General features: G+C 58.2%; 18 protein-coding genes. 4 read left to right on the top strand and 14 right to left on the bottom strand.

Going from position 1 to position 19,159, the window contains the following annotated elements; translation table 11 throughout:
- Positions 1-62: 62 nt before the first annotated feature.
- The 8 genes from KOL70_RS00205 to proB form a co-directional block, all read right to left on the bottom strand.
- Positions 63-1,808: an amylovoran biosynthesis protein AmsF gene (locus KOL70_RS00205; protein WP_215480046.1), complete on the bottom strand. Its 1,746-nt coding sequence runs from the start codon at positions 1,806-1,808 to the stop codon at positions 63-65.
- A gap of 201 nt (positions 1,809-2,009) precedes the next feature.
- Complete coding sequence (locus tag KOL70_RS00200) at positions 2,010-2,303, bottom strand: hypothetical protein (RefSeq protein ID WP_021507270.1); 294 nt, start codon at positions 2,301-2,303, stop codon at positions 2,010-2,012.
- Complete coding sequence (locus KOL70_RS00195) at positions 2,300-2,644, bottom strand: hypothetical protein (protein ID WP_031279668.1); 345 nt, start codon at positions 2,642-2,644, stop codon at positions 2,300-2,302. Before KOL70_RS00195 ends, KOL70_RS00200 begins: the two co-directional genes overlap by 4 nt.
- A 2-nt stretch (positions 2,645-2,646) precedes the next feature.
- Positions 2,647-3,114 carry a glycoside hydrolase family protein gene (locus tag KOL70_RS00190; RefSeq protein ID WP_021507272.1) on the bottom strand — a complete coding sequence of 156 codons (468 nt, stop codon included), beginning with the start codon at positions 3,112-3,114 and terminating at the stop codon, positions 2,647-2,649.
- A 178-nt stretch (positions 3,115-3,292) separates the two neighbouring features.
- On the bottom strand, positions 3,293-3,571 hold the full coding sequence (locus KOL70_RS00185) for a hypothetical protein (RefSeq protein ID WP_021507273.1): 279 nt from the start codon (positions 3,569-3,571) through the stop codon (positions 3,293-3,295).
- A 412-nt stretch (positions 3,572-3,983) separates the two neighbouring features.
- Positions 3,984-4,715 (bottom strand): S24 family peptidase, encoded by a 732-nt coding sequence (locus KOL70_RS00180; protein WP_031279669.1) that lies wholly within the window; start codon positions 4,713-4,715, stop codon positions 3,984-3,986.
- A gap of 353 nt (positions 4,716-5,068) precedes the next feature.
- A complete protein-coding gene (gene proA, locus KOL70_RS00175; protein ID WP_215480919.1) occupies positions 5,069-6,322 on the bottom strand; it encodes a glutamate-5-semialdehyde dehydrogenase in 1,254 nt (417 codons plus the stop codon).
- A 10-nt stretch (positions 6,323-6,332) separates the two neighbouring features.
- Entirely contained in the window at positions 6,333-7,436 is a 1,104-nt protein-coding gene (gene proB / locus KOL70_RS00170; protein ID WP_021507276.1) for a glutamate 5-kinase, read from the bottom strand.
- A 246-nt stretch (positions 7,437-7,682) separates the two neighbouring features.
- On the opposite strand from proB, the gene ompC reads away from it, so the two are divergent.
- Entirely contained in the window at positions 7,683-8,765 is a 1,083-nt protein-coding gene (gene ompC, locus KOL70_RS00165; RefSeq protein ID WP_021507277.1) for a porin OmpC, read from the top strand.
- An 81-nt stretch (positions 8,766-8,846) separates the two neighbouring features.
- On the opposite strand, the gene crl is transcribed toward ompC, so the two are convergent.
- The 3 genes from crl to gpt all read right to left on the bottom strand — a co-directional run bounded on the left by crl (position 8,847) and on the right by gpt (position 11,184).
- Positions 8,847-9,248 (bottom strand): sigma factor-binding protein Crl, encoded by a 402-nt coding sequence (gene crl, locus KOL70_RS00160; RefSeq protein WP_021313042.1) that lies wholly within the window; start codon positions 9,246-9,248, stop codon positions 8,847-8,849.
- 109 nt (positions 9,249-9,357) lie between these two features.
- Complete coding sequence (gene frsA, locus KOL70_RS00155) at positions 9,358-10,605, bottom strand: esterase FrsA (RefSeq protein WP_058769336.1); 1,248 nt, start codon at positions 10,603-10,605, stop codon at positions 9,358-9,360.
- 120 nt (positions 10,606-10,725) lie between these two features.
- Positions 10,726-11,184: a xanthine phosphoribosyltransferase gene (gene gpt / locus KOL70_RS00150; RefSeq protein WP_021507279.1), complete on the bottom strand. Its 459-nt coding sequence runs from the start codon at positions 11,182-11,184 to the stop codon at positions 10,726-10,728.
- Between the two features lie 253 nt (positions 11,185-11,437).
- Between gpt and pepD the strand changes: the two genes are divergently transcribed.
- A complete protein-coding gene (gene pepD, locus KOL70_RS00145) occupies positions 11,438-12,898 on the top strand; it encodes a beta-Ala-His dipeptidase (protein ID WP_021507280.1) in 1,461 nt (486 codons plus the stop codon).
- A 109-nt stretch (positions 12,899-13,007) separates the two neighbouring features.
- Here the strand turns inward: pepD and dinB are convergent, their stop codons facing one another.
- Positions 13,008-14,063: a DNA polymerase IV gene (gene dinB / locus KOL70_RS00140; RefSeq protein WP_127833721.1), complete on the bottom strand. Its 1,056-nt coding sequence runs from the start codon at positions 14,061-14,063 to the stop codon at positions 13,008-13,010.
- Positions 14,064-14,307: 244 nt separating this feature from the next.
- Here dinB and dpaA point away from each other — a divergent pair, with 244 nt between their 5' ends.
- Complete coding sequence (gene dpaA / locus KOL70_RS00135) at positions 14,308-15,051, top strand: peptidoglycan meso-diaminopimelic acid protein amidase (protein WP_021507282.1); 744 nt, start codon at positions 14,308-14,310, stop codon at positions 15,049-15,051.
- On the opposite strand, the gene KOL70_RS00130 is transcribed toward dpaA, so the two are convergent.
- Both KOL70_RS00130 and lpcA read right to left on the bottom strand, forming a co-directional pair.
- Positions 15,022-15,789: a class II glutamine amidotransferase gene (locus KOL70_RS00130; protein ID WP_021507283.1), complete on the bottom strand. Its 768-nt coding sequence runs from the start codon at positions 15,787-15,789 to the stop codon at positions 15,022-15,024. The genes dpaA and KOL70_RS00130 overlap by 30 nt on opposite strands.
- Positions 15,790-15,837: 48 nt before the next feature.
- Positions 15,838-16,416 carry a D-sedoheptulose 7-phosphate isomerase gene (gene lpcA / locus KOL70_RS00125; protein WP_021507284.1) on the bottom strand — a complete coding sequence of 193 codons (579 nt, stop codon included), beginning with the start codon at positions 16,414-16,416 and terminating at the stop codon, positions 15,838-15,840.
- Between the two features lie 229 nt (positions 16,417-16,645).
- On the opposite strand from lpcA, the gene fadE reads away from it, so the two are divergent.
- The gene (fadE, locus tag KOL70_RS00120; RefSeq protein WP_215480045.1) at positions 16,646-19,096 is read left to right on the top strand and encodes an acyl-CoA dehydrogenase FadE; all 2,451 of its coding nucleotides are present in this window, start codon (positions 16,646-16,648) and stop codon (positions 19,094-19,096) included.
- Positions 19,097-19,159: the final 63 nt, after the last annotated feature.

The raw sequence follows: 19,159 nt of genomic DNA, 5'->3' as shown, positions 1-19,159 counted from the left end.
GCGCCCTCTCGCGTCAGGCACAAAAAAAGGCGAGGCTGCAGCCTCGCCAAAAGGTGCTGGCCTCAATCGTAATAAGGAAGCTTACGATCGACACCGTTGATATTGACCAGCACAAAGCCCGTCGGCGTGGTTTTATTGGTCGGCGTACCTGCTGCCGTCGCGACGGTAAGCACGCCTTTCTCGTTAGCCCCAATACCCGCGACGCCATTGTGCAGGCCAAAGCGCGCCGCCGGTTTGAGGGTGCCCATTTTGGTGGTATCCGTCACCACCGAGAAATCAGGCTGGAACAGCGAGCAGGAGCCGGCTTCAAAACGCGTCGGACCGGTGGTCTTCAGATTAATCAGCGTATCGCCGCTGTTGGCGCGCAGCTTCACCCACACCACGGCATAGGTGGTGCCGACGCGGCTGTAGCGAATATCCAGCACCGCTGGCTGCCCCATATGGCAGGCGTCAGCCCATACCGTTTCCAGCCGCTGCAGGTTAATCCACGTTTTCCCGGTGCCCGCCAGATTGACCGGCGAAGCGGCCGTTCCGGTTGGCTGGGTGGCGTCGGCTTTACCAATCAGCTCCATCACCCACTGCTGATTCGCCGTCGGGAAGAACAGCTGGCCGAGGCGATACCAGTTATCGGTGTCGGTATTGTTGGTGACTTTGTGGCCGCTGTAGTAGCCCGCGCGGAATGAGCCGGTGATCAGCGTGCCGTGATGCTCTTCGCGGCGATAGCCGTAGTCAAAGGTCGACAGCCAGCGCGTGCCGGCCATATCGTTCGAGATCTTCGCTCCGGACTGCAGGCCAATCTGGCGCATGATGACGCGCGCATTATTGAGATTGAACGGCGAGCCGCAATCCTCAATGTTCAGCGTATCAATGCTCCAGGCACCGTCCGACAGATCGCCCGGATTACGCGTGTGCTCAATCCACACGTTACGCATAATGCCCTGCGTCACGCGCGGCATGTACAGCGTGGCGTCGCCGTAGCCGGTCTGGAAGTTACAGTTGCAGATCTCGATAGCCGTTGAGTGGTCCCACTTGCCGTTTGGCGAGTTTGACCAGCCAATATCAAACACCCGGCCATAGGTCCACAGCGAGTAGATCTGGTCGAATTTACTGTCGAGCGTATCCAGCGCTTTAATCACCGTGCCGCCGCTGTTTTGCGCACGGAAACAGTAAATATTTAACGTGGTGCCTTCGATGCAGGTGTTTTCGAAGAATGGCTGCACGTTGGTGCACATCTCGGCGGTAATGGTGCCGGTGTTGGTGGTGACGTCGGCCGATGCCTGACCGTGCCAGGTAATGCCTTTGATCGCGGTCCGCCGCGCCTTCACTTTGAACACCGTGTTGGCGCTTTTGTCGGAGATGATGGTGGTGCGCGGCAGCGAACCCAGCTCCACATCATCCCCCTGCAGACCAAAAAAGGCGATCTCGGTGGCGCTGATGTCGATAGGGTTAATCAGGAATTTACCGCCCGGGAAACGCACCGGCAGGTCACGGATATTACCGCTGTAGCCCTGCGTCCACGCCAGCATGCGGTTAAAGGCGTCGGTATCGTTAGCGTAACCGTCCCCTTTCGCGCCGAAGTGGTAGACGTTGACGTCGGCCGGATCGTTGATCACGCGTTTCCAGTAAAAGCCATTGCCGACTGCCAGCGTACCGCCGTCATCGGCGGCCGTGGTGGTGCCGATAAAGCCGGTAAAATCACCGCCGCCACGGAAGGTGGAGTCCGGGTTATAGCGGCGCAGGAACGCCAGATCGCCGTTTTTGGCCGGCACAGTGGTACGCAGTTCAGCAAAAGAGTTAACTTCGATCATCTTAGCCTCCTCGGCATTTCAGGTTTGCAATACAAAGCGAGAGAACAGCGTCAGTGCGCCGCCGGGCGGCAGTGCTGGTCCCAGAGATCGTTGTGATTGTTGATGGCGCGCACGGTGCGAATGTCCATGCGTTCGGCGTCATTGCCGTGGGTGTAAATCGGGGAAAATAACGAACAGGCGGAGTCGATAACGACGGGCGCCTCAGGGTTGGTGGTATTTCGACTGCTGCAGCTTGTCACGAGCAGCAGCGTCATCAAGATTACCGTTGCGGGTTTCCACACGTCTGGCCTCCTCACGCAGCTGTTGCTGCTGGTGATTAACTTCAACCGCCTGCGCGGCGGTCTTTTCGGCCTGCGCAACATCAGCTTTCGCCTGCTGCTGCACCTTGCCGATTTTTTTGCCGCCGGCGTAGCTGGCAATCAGCGCGGCAATCACGCCGCCAATCGCCGCCAGCCAGTGCCAGCTGCCGGCAAGCTGAGAAAGAAGAAAGCTCATGGTTTGTCCTCCAGCGTTTTTCTCTGCTCCACCAGGTTCTTCTGACGCACGAACTGCGCCAGTACGCCCATCGCCACCATGAAGGCGCCGATCAGGCCGAGATAGTTGTGCGGCAGAATCTCTTTGATATCCGCCGGCAGCGCGTTCCATGCATCCAGCGCTGACGAGGGAAACGACTGCACCCAGGCGCTGAGCATCGAACCCAGCGACGCCAGCCACACCGACCAGGTTTTAAACAGCAGGCGCGCGTGTTTAACAAACTCCAGCGTGGTGAAGCGCTGGAGCAACAGCAGCAGGATGATGGCCGCCAGCACGGCGATAACGAACAACAGCCAGCGCATGTTCATAGCAGCCCCCGGTAGATGTCGTAGGTGCCCGTGCGCATCACTTCGGCATGACGCCGGGCGCGCCCCGCGGTTTGCCGCGCCCACAGGCTGTCGAGCATGGCGTTCGCCGCCGCGTCGAAATCGCGTTGCGTCACCGCGGTGAGCATGCCGCGAAACAGCGCCAGACCGTCAACGCCCATCTGGTAGGCCATGCTGATCAGCACATCGCTGCGCGCCTCGTTGCATTGACTCAGTGCCTGCTGCACCAACGCGCGCTGCTGCATCTCCTGCACCTTGCCCTCAACGATGCACTGCTTCCACACGTCACCAACGCGGCGCGGCACGCGGAAGATATAGTGGCTGAGCGACGCGCCTTTCGGCCCGATGCGAATACCGCCCGCAACGGTGGGAAACCCCTGTGTGTCGAGGTATGGCGCTTCGCGGTATCCCTCTTCGAAATTCAAAATGGCAATGATTTGGCTCATAACGGTTCCTCTTTGACGGGCGCAACGGCATGAAAAGCTGCGCAAATAACCACAACACATAAACCTCGCTGATCGGTTGCGCCGGGCGACAGGCAGCCGTTAAGCGCAACGCTCAAGCGCAACTAAACAGTGAGGAAAGGTGAAACGTTCCGTTCAGAACTGGAAAAACAGCAGAGAATTAACGCACGGCGTACAGATGAACGTGGGGCAAACAGCAGTTATCAAAGCTGGGGTTGTCGTTGCAGGGCCGCGTGGGCGCCAGTACTGCGCGGTCTACCCGGGAGCGGATTTCCCGCTGGCAGATGCGCTCAGCGGTGCGCAGGGTGATCTCATCACACTCCAGGCCCAGGGCACTGTCGATGCTGCGCTTCAGGCGGCTGAGCGGCTGACGCCGCCGGTGGCGACGGGTGCGCGCGTTTCCGCTAAAGACTGATTTGCCATATTGAATAATCGCCATAACTCCTCCTGTGAATGAGTCTTTGGCGATGGGGTGGTGAGCACGGCGATTCGGCACAGACCGGGACGTCCGTGGCCCCTCTGCAATCACCCGCAACTGGCTTGCCCGGCCGTAAAAAACGGCCAGGTATAAGCAGAGGAGAGTAAAAGCAGAGGACAACTGACGACGCTGCTAAGTGCGTATCCACCCCATCCCAAAATTCACTGACTTTGGGTGGGTTGTCTCGCGCTTGTGCAGCGCCTCAATTGTTTAAGAGCGGGCTCGTCCGGGAGCAGAGATGTCGTCCATCTATGGTCAAATTATTAACAGGTTCTAATGCATTGGCAAACACTGTCAGTTAATTTTTTATTTACCGACAGTTAAATTTTTGATTTCAGCCGGATTATTTTTTTGCCGGTTAACGCACTGCTGCTCACCCCAGAATCTGATAGTCACGCGCCTGGCTCATGATGACGCGGGCAATCACCTGCAGCGACGCCGCTTCGTCCAGCGTCAGATACCAGGTCTCGTAGCGTTTGTTATCGGAGATCACCGCCACCTTCTTGTGCTGTAACTGCAGCCGCTTGAGGTAGAGCTGGTTGTCGAGATTAAACAGATAGATGCCGTCGCCGTCGAAGCGGTGCACGCTGATATCGACGAACAGCTGATCGCGCGGAGCAAAAGTACCGGCCATGGAGTCACTGTTCAGGGCAATCAGCCGGATATTTTCGGCCGGACGACCGTTAAACAGCACGCGCGCCTCATCCAGACCGTATTCAATCGCCTGAATGGTCTCGACCAGTTCGTCGCGCGCGACAATACCCTGTGCGCTGCGTTGCCCGATGTCCAGGCTTTCGACGCGGAACATGTGCTGCGGATCGATCAGGCGCTGACGGGCAAGCGCCACATCCGGTTTTTCCATGCCGAACTGCAGCCACTCCACGCGCACGCCTAACAGCTGGCTGAGCGCCAGCAGATTACTGTCATCCGGAATGGATTGCGCGTTAAACCATTTCCAGACCCCTGGAGTTGAGATCCTGCATCCCCGTTGTTGCAGTGCCTGAGCGACCTGTTTGTTCCGTCCATGTCCGACAATTCCCGCGCTCTCGCATGCGGCAATCAGCCTGGCAGTAAAAGCTTGTCTCGTACTCTCTTTTTTAACCATCAGTTAATAGTCTGCCATCAGTAAAAGACTGAATGTTATTTTCATTTTTGCTACCAGTTCATTTTATATTACCGCTAGTTTACTACCCAACCGCTTTTATCAATAAAGCTGGACGATCATTATCCTCTTCGCCCTGGTGGAAACCAGTAATGAATCTCTGACAGCTTGTTCTGACAGGGGTTTTCAGGATTGTTCTGTAACGCTGAGACCAGCACCCACAGCAAAAAATGGGCGAAAAGCCGCAGGCGCGCCACAGATGACAGGAATAAAACGAAAAGCTCTGGAAATAACTGGATCGAAAGCGATCAAAAAGGGCACCGCGTCAGGTGCCCATTATGATGCCGGAGAGAAAACTAACGGCGCAGGGTATCGTCGCCCCAGCCAATCCATTTGTAGGTGGTGAGCGCTTCGAGGCCCATCGGACCGCGCGCATGCAGTTTCTGCGTACTGACCGCCACTTCAGCGCCGAGACCGAACTGGCCGCCGTCGGTAAAGCGGGTGCTGGCGTTGACGTACACTGCCGATGAGTCGACCTGATTCACGAAGCGATTGGCGTTGCCAATACTGCGCGTCAGAATGCCGTCGGAGTGCTGGGTGCCGTGCGCGCGGATGTGCGCGACCGCTTCATCGAGGTCCGCCACCAGCTTGACGTTCAGATCGTTCGACAGCCACTCATCGTCGTATTGGTGCATCTGCACCGCCACCACGCTGGCCGGGCCCTGCTGCAGCAGCGCCAGCGCGTTTTCGTCGGCGTGCAGCGCAATGTTATCCTGCGCCATACGCTGCAGAAACGCCGGAATGAAACGCTCAGCCTGATCGCGATGAATCAGCAGGGTTTCCAGCGAGTTACAGGCGCTGGGACGCTGTTTCTTGGCGTTAACAATCACCTCCAGCGCGGCGTCCGTCTCCATGGTTTCGTCAAGATAGAGATGGCACACGCCGATACCGCCGGTGATCACCGGAATAGTGGAATTTTCGCGACACAGCTTGTGCAGCCCGGCACCGCCGCGCGGGATCAGCATGTCAACGTAGCGATCGAGCTTCAGCAGCTGATTCACCAGTTCGCGATCCGGGTTCTCAATCGCCTGCACCGCTGCTGCTGGTAAACCATGCTCAATGAGCGCGTTCTGGATCACCCGCACCGTGGCGGCGTTGGTGCGACAGGTCTCTTTGCCGCCGCGCAGAATCGCCGCGTTGCCGGTTTTCAGACACAGTGACGCCACATCGACCGTGACGTTCGGGCGCGCTTCGTAGATCACCCCAATCACGCCAAGCGGCACGCGACGTCGCTCAATGCGCAGGCCGCTGTCGAGCAGCCCGCCGTCGATCAGCTGGCCAACCGGATCGGCCAGACGGCACACCTGGCGCACATCATCCGCGATGCCTTTCAGGCGCTGCGGGTTAAGCGTCAGACGATCGAGCAGCGCCGCACTCATGCCGTTAGTGCGCGCATCGGCCAGATCCTGCTGGTTAGCCGCCAGAATGTCGGCGCTTTCCGCTTCCAGCCGATCGGCGATGGTCAGCAGCACCTGATTTTTTTGTTCGGTGGAGAGCTCCGCCAGTTTGTACGACGCTTCACGCGCCGCTTTACCCATCTGTTCTAACATCATCCGCTCCTTAACTGACGATCATATCGTCGCGGTGCACCGCAACCGGGCCATATTCGTAACCGAGGATCTCACCAATCTCCTGACTGTGATGACCGGCGATCATGCGCATCGCATCGCTGTTGTAGCGCGTGACGCCGTGGGCGATATCGCGCCCCTGCAGGTTACGAATGCGGATCACTTCGCCGCGCGAGAAATTGCCCTGCACGTCACGGACGCCTTTCGGCAGCAGCGAACTGCCGCGCTCCAGCACCGCCGCCAGCGCGCCGTCGTCTATGGTGATCTCACCCGCCGGTGGCGCGCCGAAGATCCAGCGCTTGCGGTTTTCCAGCGGTGACTGCTGCGCGTGGAAGCGCGTCCCCACCGGTTTGCCGTGCAGCACATCCCCGATCACATCCGGGCGGCTGCCGGCCGCAATGATCACGTCAATGCCGGCGCGGCAGGCGACATCCGCCGCCTGCAGTTTGGTGGCCATGCCGCCGGTGCCGAGACCGGAGACGCTGCCGCCAGCCAGCGTGCGCAGCGCATCATCAATCTGATGCACATCGCTGATCAGTTCTGCTTCGGGATTGGTGCGCGGATCGGCGGTAAACAGACCAGGCTGATCGGTCAGCAGCAGCAGTTTATCGGCACCGCCGAGCATCGCCGCCAGCGCGGACAGGTTGTCATTATCGCCAACCTTGATTTCCGCGGTTGCCACCGCGTCGTTCTCGTTAATCACCGGCACGATATGGTTGTCGAGCAGCGCGCGCAGCATATCGCGCGCGTAGAGGAAGCGTTCACGGTCTTCCATGTCGGCGCGCGTCAGCAGCATCTGCCCGATATGGATACCGTAGATGGAGAACAGCTGCTCCCACAGCTGGATTAAACGGCTCTGCCCCACCGCAGCCAGCAGCTGCTTTGAGGCGATGGTCGGTGGCAGTTCCGGGTAACCAAGGTGTTCGCGACCAGCGGCAATCGCGCCTGAGGTGACGATGATAATGCGATGACCGGCGGCGTGCAGTTGTGCACACTGCCGAACCAGCTCCACCATATGCGCCCGGTTCAGCCGGCGCGATCCGCCGGTGAGGACGCTGGTACCCAATTTGACCACCAGGGTCTGACTGCCACTCATGTTTTTCCTGCCATGTAAGAAAAAAATCTGCGAAGGGACGTTTTAACAGGAGTCAGCAAGGAAGCCAACAGCGGCAAGGGGAAAAGCACAAAAAACGCCTGACAAGCGGGTAGACCAAAAGTTCGCGATTAACAAGAAATCAGAAAAAATGTCATAAAACCTTCATTGCCAGTCGGTAAAACGTCCCGTGTTTTACAAACCTTTTCACGGGTACAACAAATTTTACTCATTGGGATTGATAGCAAAATGAAGAAAAGCACACTGGCACTCATCGTTTCCGCGCTGGCTCTGGCCTCAACCGCACAAGCCGCAGAAGTTTATAACAAAGACGGTAACAAACTGGATCTGTACGGTCGTGTGAAAGGCATGCACTACTTCAGCGACAACGCAGCCGCTGACGGCGACAAAACTTACATCCGTCTGGGCTTCAAAGGGCAGACGCAGATTAACGACCTGATGACCGGCTACGGTCAGTGGGAATATCAGTTCCAGGGTAACCGCGCGGAAACCAACACCGACGCTAACATCGGTAACAAAACCCGTCTGGGCTTTGCCGGTCTGAAGTTTGGTAACTACGGCTCTGTTGATTACGGTCGTAACTACGGCGTGGTTTACGATGTGCTGGCATGGACCGACGTGCTGCCAGAATTCGGTGGCGACAGTGCCTACACCGACACCTACATGCTGGGCCGTACTTCTGGCGTCGCTACTTACCGCAACAGCAATTTCTTCGGTCTGGTTGATGGCCTGCGTTTCGCGGTGCAGTATCAGGGCAAGAACGATTCCACCAGCGCCAACGGCCGTTCAGAGATTCCTAAGCAGAACGGCGACGGTTACGGTGCGTCACTGGGTTACACCCTCGGCGATAGCGGTGTCAGCCTGATGAGTGCGATCTCCTCTGCTGACCGTACCAACTCGCAGGACGTGGCGACCCGTCTGGGCCGTGGTGACAAAGCGGAAGCCTGGGGCGCGGGCATCAAATATGATGCGAACAGCATCTACCTGGCGTCGACCTACTCTGAAACCCGTAACATGACGCCAATCACAGGCGGCGTGGCGAATAAAACGCAGAACTTTGAAGTGGTTGCACAGTATCAGTTCGACTTCGGTCTGCGTCCATCGCTGGGCTACGTGCAGAGCAAAGGCAAAGACATTGAAGGCATTGGCGATGCGGACATCGTGAAATATGTCGACGTGGCGATGACGTACTACTTCAACAAAAACATGTCGGCCATGGTTGACTACAAAATCAACCAGCTGGATGACAACAACCCGCTGGGCATCAACAGCGATGACGTGGTGGCGGTCGGTCTGACCTACCAGTTCTAAGCTTCAGCATTACCCTGTCTGTGTCTGTAAAAAAAGAGCCGGCTCATCACCGGCTCTTTCTTATTCAGGTCTGACTCAGGTTCAGGCGCTGAGTTTAACCGGCTCTTCTTTGAACCCCGCCGCGGGCCTGAGATCAAGCTTAAACTCATGCAGCGTGGCTTTCAGGCGCTCGTGGAAATTACGCAGCGTGCTCTCCACTTTCTCATTGTTCTCTTTGCCCTTGATGGCGGCCACGCTCCAGTCGCCGTCTTTATCAAACAGGCCGAAGTGATATTCGTAGGTGAAGTGATCTTCATAGGCGTTCAGCGTCATCCACCAGCCCCAGAACTCGCGGCTTTCCGGCGCCGGTTTGACGTTGACGCACGCTGCCAGGCAATCAAAGAAGAAACGCGTCTCTTCACACTGTCCTTCACGGATGTACGGCCCCAATTCGGTGAAGCGCTTAAGCAGGCGACTACGGGGGTGACCACTCGGTAACGTCATGCTAACTCTCTCCCTCAAATAAACCGTATAAAACGCAGCGCGGCGGCAAAACGCCACCGCACGTATTTTCCCGAAGATAAGTTGTAGCAGAGTCTGCGTATTTCGCCAGTTAGCGCTGCAACTGTTTTGCCAGCCAGTCGCAAATCTGATTGAGCGCCTTATCAAAGCTGGCAAACACTGGCGTGGCGGGAATCGCCAGCGCCTTGCCCTGCGCCGAGGAGTTGACGATCAGCTGCGCCTCCTCTTCCGGGCTGAACAGATCGTTGGGCCAGTAAGCGGCCAGCATCGGCACCGGCGTCCGGCGGCCCAGCAGGCCCTGCACTTTGAGCGAATAGCGGTTGAGCTCGATGCGCAGATTGCTGTCGGAGGTCGACGACATGCCCAGCCGGCTGGCCAGCATGTCCATATACATATCCGGCAGTTGCTGCTGGCGCTGTGCATCGACAAACACGTGATGCACCATCGGCCCGAGCGACGCCACCGCGCGCAGACGCGGCACCTCAAGGTAAGCCAGTCGCGTTGCCACGTTGGCGCCAAAGCGGTAACCGAACAGCGCCACACGCGTGTGGTCAATCCACGGCACATTGCTCAGCTCGCGCAGCACCTGCTGATGCAGCTGGCTGGTGTCCTGATTGAGCGTCCATTTGCTGCTGAAACCCACCGACGGCATATCCAGCGTCAGCATGGCGATGCCGCGCGGTGCCAGATAATCATGAAACAGCCGGTAATGGTCGCTCTGCAGCGAGTCGAGACCGCCGCACAGCAGCACGGTGGGATACGGCGCGCTGGCCTGCGCCGGCATATGCAGGAAGCCGGTGACCGGACTGCCGCCGCTGATGGGAAAGGTCAGGGATTTAAGCTCGCCCGGCAGGCGCTGGGTGGCTTCTTCATAAGCGCGATTCGCCAGCACCTGCGCCTGATCCGCCAGCTCATCGCCTTTAATGTAGGGATACGCGGCCAGGCTGTAGAGACTGGCGGCATGCAGCCACTGCTGGCCGGCCTCATCGTGATCGGCGTTCTGCATCGCGCGCTGCTGCCACAGCGCCGCCTGCTTCGACCACTCATAGTTCCAGTTGCCGCCGCGATAGCCAATCACCGTGTCCAGCAGCGTTTCGTCGGTGTGTTCAAACTTACTGACGGCAATGCGCGCCAGCACTTCGCTGATCTCCTGCGGCGCCAGGCCGCGCCACGTCCACAGCAGCTTATTCAGCATGCGATACCAGCCGCGCTGGGTATCGCCTTCCAGGGCATTGTGCACCTGCGCCGTCGGGTGGTGCTGGCGATGCACCAGCGAGGAGGTTTCCGGGTGTTTGAAGCGGGGTTTGAACAGTTCTTCGCTGAGATTTTTCTCGGCCATCTTAAGCTTCTCCTGCGGCAGTCGCATAGATGGCTAAGAGTGTACTGCACCCGCCGCACGGGCGCGAGGCGCAGAAAGCACAACGCCCGGCATAACCGGGCGTTGTTTGCGTTGCATCAATCAGCTTTTCACAATCGGCGGAATGTACACCACGCCCATGTCCCACGGCTGCTCGATCCAGGTGTTCTGCGGAATATCGACAATGTAGTCGTCCACCAGCGCGCGGCCAGCCGGCTTGGCGAAGATGGTGCAGAAACGCGCTTTTGGATACATATCACGAATCGCCTGCGCGGTACCGCCGGTATCCACCAGATCGTCGATGACCACAAAACCTTCACCGTCGCCTTCTGCGCGCTTCAGCACTTTCATTTCACGCTGGTGATCGTGATCGTAGCTGGAGATGCACACGGTATCGACGTAGCGAATCCCCAGTTCACGCGCCAGCAGCGATGCCGGAACCAGACCACCGCGGCTGACCGCGATGATGCCTTTCCACTGTTCCACAGGAAGCAGGCGCTGGGCCAGTTTACGGGCATGAATCTGCAGCATGTCCCAGGTAACGACGTATTTTTCGCTCATAAAAGGAATCCCGGCCAATGAGATTGGCTTAAAAATATGCAAGGGGGAAAAGGTTGCGCGAGATTATAAGGATCTGACGCGTTAAAAACCAGCACCGGCACATCGGTTGCAGGTTTTTAGCGCGCCCGATGGCGCACCCGGCAGGAAACAGTGATATTCTCTGGCCCATCACGTCAGATGTGCTGACGGCGATCTTTCACTGGAAACCCGCGTGCGAGCGGTATGTCCGCCGCGCTGACACAGGAGACGCGTTGTGTCTGAATTGTCTCAACTTTCCCCGCAGCCGCTGTGGGATATCTTCGCAAAAATCTGCTCGATTCCGCACCCTTCTTACCATGAAGAAGCGCTAGCCGAATACGTTGTTGGCTGGGCTAAAGAGCAAGGTTTCTGGGTTGAACGCGATCAGGTCGGCAATATCCTGATTCGTAAACCTGCTACCGCAGGCATGGAAAACCGTACTCCGGTGGCGCTGCAGGCGCACCTCGATATGGTGCCGCAGAAGAACAATGACACGGTACACGACTTCACCAAAGATCCGATTCAGCCGTACGTTGATGGCGAGTGGGTGAAAGCGCGCGGCACCACGCTGGGTGCGGATAACGGTATCGGTATGGCCTCTGCGCTGGCGGTGCTGGCTGACAACAGCCTGACCCACGGTCCGCTGGAAGTGTTGCTGACCATGACCGAAGAGTCGGGCATGGACGGCGCCTTTGGTCTGCAACCAAACTGGCTGCAGGCGGACATCCTGATCAACACCGACTCGGAAGAGGAAGGTGAGATCTACATGGGCTGCGCCGGGGGTATCGACTTTATCACTACCCTGCCGCTGAGCCGCGAGGCCGTGCCTGCCGGTTTCGAAACCCTGAAGCTGACGCTGAAAGGTTTGAAAGGCGGCCACTCCGGCGCGGACATTCATCTTGGTCTCGGCAACGCCAACAAGCTGCTGGCGCGCTTCCTTGCCGTGCACGCGGCTGAGCTGGATATCCGTCTGATTGAGTTCACCGGCGGTACGCTACGCAATGCGATTCCGCGCGAGGCGTTCGCTACGCTGGCCATCGACAGCCATAAAGTGGATGCGCTGAAGTCTGCTGCCGCCCATTTCCAGGCCACGCTGCAGAATGAGCTGGGCAGTAAAGAGAAGAACGTCGCCGTGCTGAGCGAGCCGCTGGCGCATCAGGGCCAGGCGCTGACCGCAGACAGCCGCGATCGCTTCATCAACCTGCTGAACAGCACGCCAAACGGTGTGATTCGCAACTCGGACGTGGCGAAAGGCGTGGTGGAAACCTCGCTTAACGTCGGCGTGGTCACCATGGAGCAGGACAGCGCCGAGATCATCTGCCTGATTCGCTCGCTGATCGACACCGGTAAAGATTGGGTGGTCGAAACCCTGACTTCGCTGGGTGCGCTGGCCGGGGCGAAAACCGCGCCGAAAGGCGGTTACCCGGGCTGGCAGCCGGATGCCGACTCGCCAATCATGGCGCTGACGCGTAAGACCTATGAAGCGCTGTTTGGTAAGACGCCAAACATTCAGGTGATTCACGCCGGTCTGGAGTGCGGTCTGTTCAAAAAACCGTATCCGGACATGGACATGGTATCGATTGGGCCAACCATCACCGGTCCGCACTCGCCGGACGAGCAGGTGCACATCGACAGCGTCGGTCTGTACTGGAAACTGCTGACCGCGCTGCTGAACGTGGTACCGGAAAAAGCGTAACGCCGTTGCGATAAAAAAAATCCTGCCCCCGGGCAGGATTTTTTATTTACGGTAACGGTGCCGCGTCAGGCAACCGCGCTGTAGCGCTCTTCCAGCGGCAGCTCAGCCGTTACAACCCCAGCACCAGCTGGCGCTCCAGCTGCGGATTTACCAGCGTGACGTGCAGCCCCACCAGCCGCACACCGCGTCCGGCGCGGCGCTCGTCCCAGGCCTGACGCGCCACGGCGATCATGTCGTCTTTATTCAGCACCGGCCAGACATGCTCCTGGGTGGTGAGCTGGAAATCGTTGAACTTCAGCTTTACGCCCTGACGTGCAATCTGCTTATCCGGGCGGATCGCGCTGAGACGGCGATCGAGTTCGGCGTAGAGAAAATCAATAATCTCCAGACACTGCTCCCAGTGATGAATGTCCTCACCCAGCGTACGCTCGACGCCCAGCGATTTGCGCTCGCGCTCCACCACCACGTCGCGATCGTCGATGCCGTTGCTGCGCTCCCACAGCACGCGGCCAAATTTTCCAAAGCGCTTCAGCAGCTGCGCCAGATCGGCCTGTTGTACGTCAGCGCAGGTGCGCAGTCCCATCTCTTCCAGCTTTTTGGTGGCCACTTTACCGACGCCGGGAATCTTGCTCAGCGGCAGCGTCAGCAGAAAGTCCGGCATCGCCTGCGGCGTGATCACATACTGGCCGTCTGGCTTGTTCATGTCTGAGGCGATTTTGGCGAGGAACTTGATCGGCGCAATGCCGGCGGACGCGGTCAGGCCGGTTTCGCGCAGGATATCGGCGCGAATCGCCTGCGCCATCAGCGTGGCCGATCCCTGGCAGTATTCACTGTCGGTGACGTCCAGGTAGGCTTCATCCAGCGATAATGGCTCAATCAGTGGCGTATAGCGGGTAAAGATGGCGCGAATCTGCTGCGAGGCTTCTTTATAGGCGTCAAAGCGGCCGGGCAGCAGTTTCAGATGGGGACAGAGGCGCAGCGCCGTGGCGGTCGGCATCGCGCTGCGCACACCGTATTTCCGCGCCGGATAGTTGGCGGTGCTGATTACGCCGCGCTGCACGCGGTTGCCGCCGATGGCAATCGGGATATCACGTAATGAAGGATCGTCGCGCATTTCCACTGCCGCGAAAAAGCAGTCCATATCGACATGAATGATTTTGCGCATACGCCCCTCCGGATACTGGATAAGTATACAGCAGAGAAAAACAACGGCAATATTTGTGGCGCGTGCGATTAAAGTTTACAAATTTGTGGTCGTATTCCCTTTAGGATTGCACCATTTTCTCGGACTCCGGCTTGATTAAACGCCAGACAATGATAATGTTGCGCTGCGGTAGCGGATATTTCCGATAATGCAATACAGTGACGCACTGCGTCAGCGTTCCTCTTCACTTCAAGGTACACACAGAATGGGCAGAATCGCATTATTGTTTGCGATGATTCTTATGCCGCTCCTGAGCTGGGCAATGACGCCTGAGCCAATGCAGCCGCTGGCTCCGGTGAGCAAAGAGTTAAAGAAACAATTACTGGGTACACCAGTATTTATTCAGATCTTCAAGGAAGAGCGTACGCTGGAACTGTACGGCAAAATCGGTAATGAATATCGTCTGCTGGACAGCTATCGCATCTGTAACTTCTCCGGCGGCCTCGGGCCGAAACGTCGTCAGGGCGATTTTAAAAGTCCGGAAGGCTTTTATAACGTGAAGATGAATCAGCTCAAGCCGGACAGCCGTTTTTATCGCGCCATCAATACCGGATTCCCGAATCAGTACGATCGCGCCAAAGGCTATAACGGTAACTATCTGATGATTCACGGCGATTGCGTGTCCGTGGGCTGCTATGCCATGACCAACGCGTCGATGGATGAGATCTTCACTTACGTGAACGCCGCGCTGCGCAACGGTCAGCAGGATGTGCAGGTTAACATCTTCCCGTTCCGCATGACCGACAGCAACATGCAGCGTCATCGTTACTCGACTTACATCAGCTTCTGGCGTGAACTGCAACCGGGCTATGCTTACTTCGCCAAATACCACGTGCCGCCAACGGTCAACGTGACGGCAACCGGTCAGTATGCGGTGAACAACACGCCGGTCATGACCACGCCGGAAGCGGCGTCGAAATCATTCCTGGCGCTCACCCAGGTAAAATAATGCCCACTCACCTGGCACGATGCGGTGCCAGGTTTCATTACCGGTCAGCGGCTGCGTCGCAATCACCGTCACCACGTCTTTCGGCGTGGTCTGCTGCAGAAAGTCAATCTCCACATCCTGATCGAGCAGCTTCGCTTTGCCAAACGGCGCGCGGCGCGTAATCCAGTACAGATTGGTTGAGCAGAAGGCCATCAGATAGCGTCCGTCAGACAGCAGCATATTGAACACGCCCTTCTGGCGCAGCTCTGTCGCCAGTTCCGCCACATAGCGAAACACCGCCGGCCAGTTGCCCGGCGTGCGCGGATAGCGCTCAGCCAGCTTATGCAGAATCCAGCAAAACGCTTTTTCGCTGTCGGTTTCGCCTACCGGACGGAAATGCCCGGTCTCCAGCTGGCGATAGCCCTTTAGCTGGCCGTTATGCGCGTAAGTCCAGTTGCGGCCCCACAGTTCGCGGGTAAACGGATGGGTATTTTCCAGTGACACCTGTCCGCGATTGGCCTGACGAATATGTGCCACCACCGAGTGCGACTTGATCGGATACTCCTGCACCAGGCGGGCAATCGGCGAGTTGTAGCTCGGCAGCGGATCTTTAAAGGTGCGGCAGCCTTTATCTTCGTAAAAGGTGATGCCCCAGCCATCTTTGTGCGGCCCGGTTGCACCGCCACGCTGCACCAGACCGGTAAAACTGAAACAGATATCCGTGGGGACATTGGCGCTCATCCCGAGCAATTCGCACATAGCAACCGCCTTATCAGAACCTCCCGCGGGCGCGGGAGGAGCACGTCATCACTTAACCATCTCTTTTTCGATTAACAGCATCAGGATGTGGATCACTTTGATGTGAATCTCCTGAATGCGATCGGCATATCCAAAGTGCGGCACGCGAATTTCGATATCGGCCGTACCGGCCATTTTGCCACCGTCTTTGCCGGTCAGGGTAATCACTTTCATGCCTTTGGCGCGCGCGGCTTCTACGGCTTTGATGATGTTGGCCGAGTTACCCGAAGTGGACAGCCCCAGCAGCACATCGCCCTCGCGCCCGACCGCCTCGATGTAGCGGGAGAACACATAGTCGTAGCCAAAATCGTTGCTGACGCAGGAGAGATGGCTGACATCCGAAATGGCGATGGCCGGATAGCCAGGACGATTTTCGCGGTAGCGCCCGGTCAGCTCCTCAGCGAAGTGCATGGCATCGCAGTGCGAGCCGCCGTTGCCGCAGGAGAGCACTTTGCCACCGGCTTTGAAGCTGTCGGCCAGCAGCACGGCTGCGCGCTGAATGGCGTGAATGTTGGCTTCATCACTCAGGAACTTATTGAGCGTATCGGCGGCTTCATTGAGTTCTGAGCGAATAATGTCCTGATACATAGGGATGTCCTTTAGAGGAAAATTGACCCAGCAAGTTTAACGGAATGGGCCAGAGCCGCAAAGCGCCCGCAGCAGGGAAAAGCGCGACGCCGCGCTGGCGTCCAATTGCCGGCGCGATTTTGTGAGTTCGGTTGTAATTGCGATGTAAACAGATTGATAAATTTCGTGCACTGCTCTAAACCTTATCACTAACAGGTCAGACCTCTTACAACTTATGGAGCGGTTCATTATGTTGCTTGCCTCGATCATCGCGACGCTGGTGTTAATTAGCGCCCTCTTCTACCATCAGGTTTCACTGCGGCTCAGCAGTGCGATTGTGCTGCTGTGGACCGCGGCACTGGCCGCCACCGGCCTGTGGACGCCGTGGCTGCTGCTGCCGCTGGCCATTATTCTGCTGCCTTTCAACCTGCCGGCGATGCGCCGCAGCATGTTCTCTAAGCCGGCTCTGCACAGCTTCCAGAAGGTGATGCCGCCGATGTCGCGCACCGAAAAAGAGGCGATCGACGCCGGTACCACCTGGTGGGAAGGCGATCTGTTTCGCGGCAAACCGGACTGGCAGAAACTGCACAACTACCCGCAGCCGCGCCTGACCGAAGAGGAACAGGCGTTTCTGGATGGCCCGGTGGAAGAAGCCTGCCGCATGGCTAACGACTTCGAAATCACCCATGAAATGGCCGATCTGCCGCCGGAGCTGTGGGCTTACCTCAAGCAGCACCGCTTCTTTGCCATGATCATCAAAAAAGAGTACGGCGGTCTGGAGTTTTCCGCTTACGCGCAGGCGCGTGTGCTGCAAAAACTGGCAGGCGTGTCCGGAATCCTGGCGATCACCGTCGGCGTGCCGAACTCGCTGGGTCCGGGTGAACTGCTGCAGCATTACGGTACCGATGAGCAGAAAGATCACTATTTGCCACGCCTCGCGCGTGGCGATGAAATCCCCTGCTTTGCGCTGACCAGCCCGGAAGCGGGCTCCGACGCTGGCGCCATTCCGGATACTGGCGTGGTGTGCATGGGCGACTGGCAGGGCCAGCAGGTGCTGGGCATGCGCCTGACCTGGAACAAACGCTACATTACCCTGGCGCCGATTGCCACCGTACTCGGCCTCGCCTTTAAGCTCTCCGACCCGGATCATCTGCTGGGCGAAACCGAAGAGCTGGGCATTACCTGTGCGCTGATCCCGACCCATACGCCAGGCGTTGAAATTGGCAGACGTCACTTCCCGCTGAACGTGCCGTTCCAGAACGGGCCGACGCGCGGCAAAGATATCTTTGTGCCGATCGATTACATCATCGGCGGTCCGGCCATGGCCGGTCAGGGCTGGCGCATGCTGGTTGAGTGCCTGTCGGTAGGACGCGGCATTACTCTGCCGTCTAACGCGACCGGCAGCCTGAAAAGCCTGGCGCTGGCGACCGGTGCCTACGCGCACATTCGCCGCCAGTTCAAAGTCTCTATCGGTAAAATGGAAGGGATTGAGGAGCCGCTGGCGCGCATCGCCGGTAACGCTTACGTGATGGACGCGGCGGCGACGCTGATCACCAGCGGCATTATGCTGGGCGAAAAACCGGCGGTGCTGTCAGCGATTGTCAAATACCACTGCACCCATCGCGGCCAGCGCGCCATCATTGATGCAATGGATATCGCCGGCGGTAAAGGCATCATGCTTGGCGAGAATAATTTCCTGGCGCGAGCCTATCAGGGTGCCCCGATCGCCATCACCGTTGAGGGCGCGAACATCCTGACGCGCAGCATGATTATTTTTGGCCAGGGCGCAATCCGCTGCCATCCGTGGGTGCTGGAAGAGATGAATGCCGCCGCGAAGAACGATCTCGTCGCCTTTGACCGCGCGCTGTTCAGCCATATCGGCCACGTCGGCAGCAATAAAGTGCGCAGCCTGTGGCTTGGCCTGACCGGCGGCCGCACCAGCGCTACGCCAACCCGTGACGCAACCCGCCGCTACTATCAGCAGCTGAACCGCCTGAGCGCCAACCTTGCGCTGCTGTCGGATGTGTCGATGGCGGTGCTGGGCGGTAGCCTGAAACGTCGCGAACGTATTTCGGCACGCCTCGGCGATGTGCTGAGCCAGATGTATCTGGCATCCGCCACGCTGAAACGCTATGACGATGAAGGCCGCAACGAGGCGGATCTGCCGCTGGTGCACTGGGGCGTGCAGGATGCGCTGCATCAGGCGGAAGTGGCGATGGACGATCTGCTGCGTAACTTCCCGAATCGCCTGGTTGCAGGTGCGCTGCGGCTGGTGATTTTCGCCGGCGGCAAACACTGCCCGGCACCGTCCGATAAACTGGATCATAAGCTGGCCAAAATGCTGCAGCTGCCGTCCGCAACCCGCACCCGTCTGGGCCGTGGCCAGTATCTGACTCCGAGTGAGCACAACCCGGCCGGTCAGCTGGAGCAGGCGCTGCAGGATGTGATGGCGGCGGAAGTGATTCACGATCGTCTGTGTCAGCAGCAGAAAAAACACTTCTCCTTCACCCGGCTGGATGCGCTGGCCCAGCGCGCGCTGAAAGAAGGCTGGATTGACGAGAATGAAGCGAAGGTGCTGACGCGGGCCGAAGCCAGCCGGCTGAAGGCCATCAACGTGGATGATTTTGCGCCCGAGGCGCTGGCGGTGGCCAAACCGGAAAGTAAACCCAAACCGAGCGCCCGCCCCAGCGAAGCGGCGTAACCGTAAAAAGCCTCCAGCCGGAGGCTTTTTTTATGGCCTGCGGCAGCGGATAAGCGCACGCAG

The sequence above is a fragment of the Pantoea sp. B270 genome, from assembly GCF_018726825.1.
In the GTDB taxonomy this organism is placed as follows: domain Bacteria; phylum Pseudomonadota; class Gammaproteobacteria; order Enterobacterales; family Enterobacteriaceae; genus Pantoea; species Pantoea dispersa.
The sequence above is the reverse complement of the archived record's forward strand: the minus strand, read 5'-3'. Positions and strand labels throughout refer to the sequence as shown.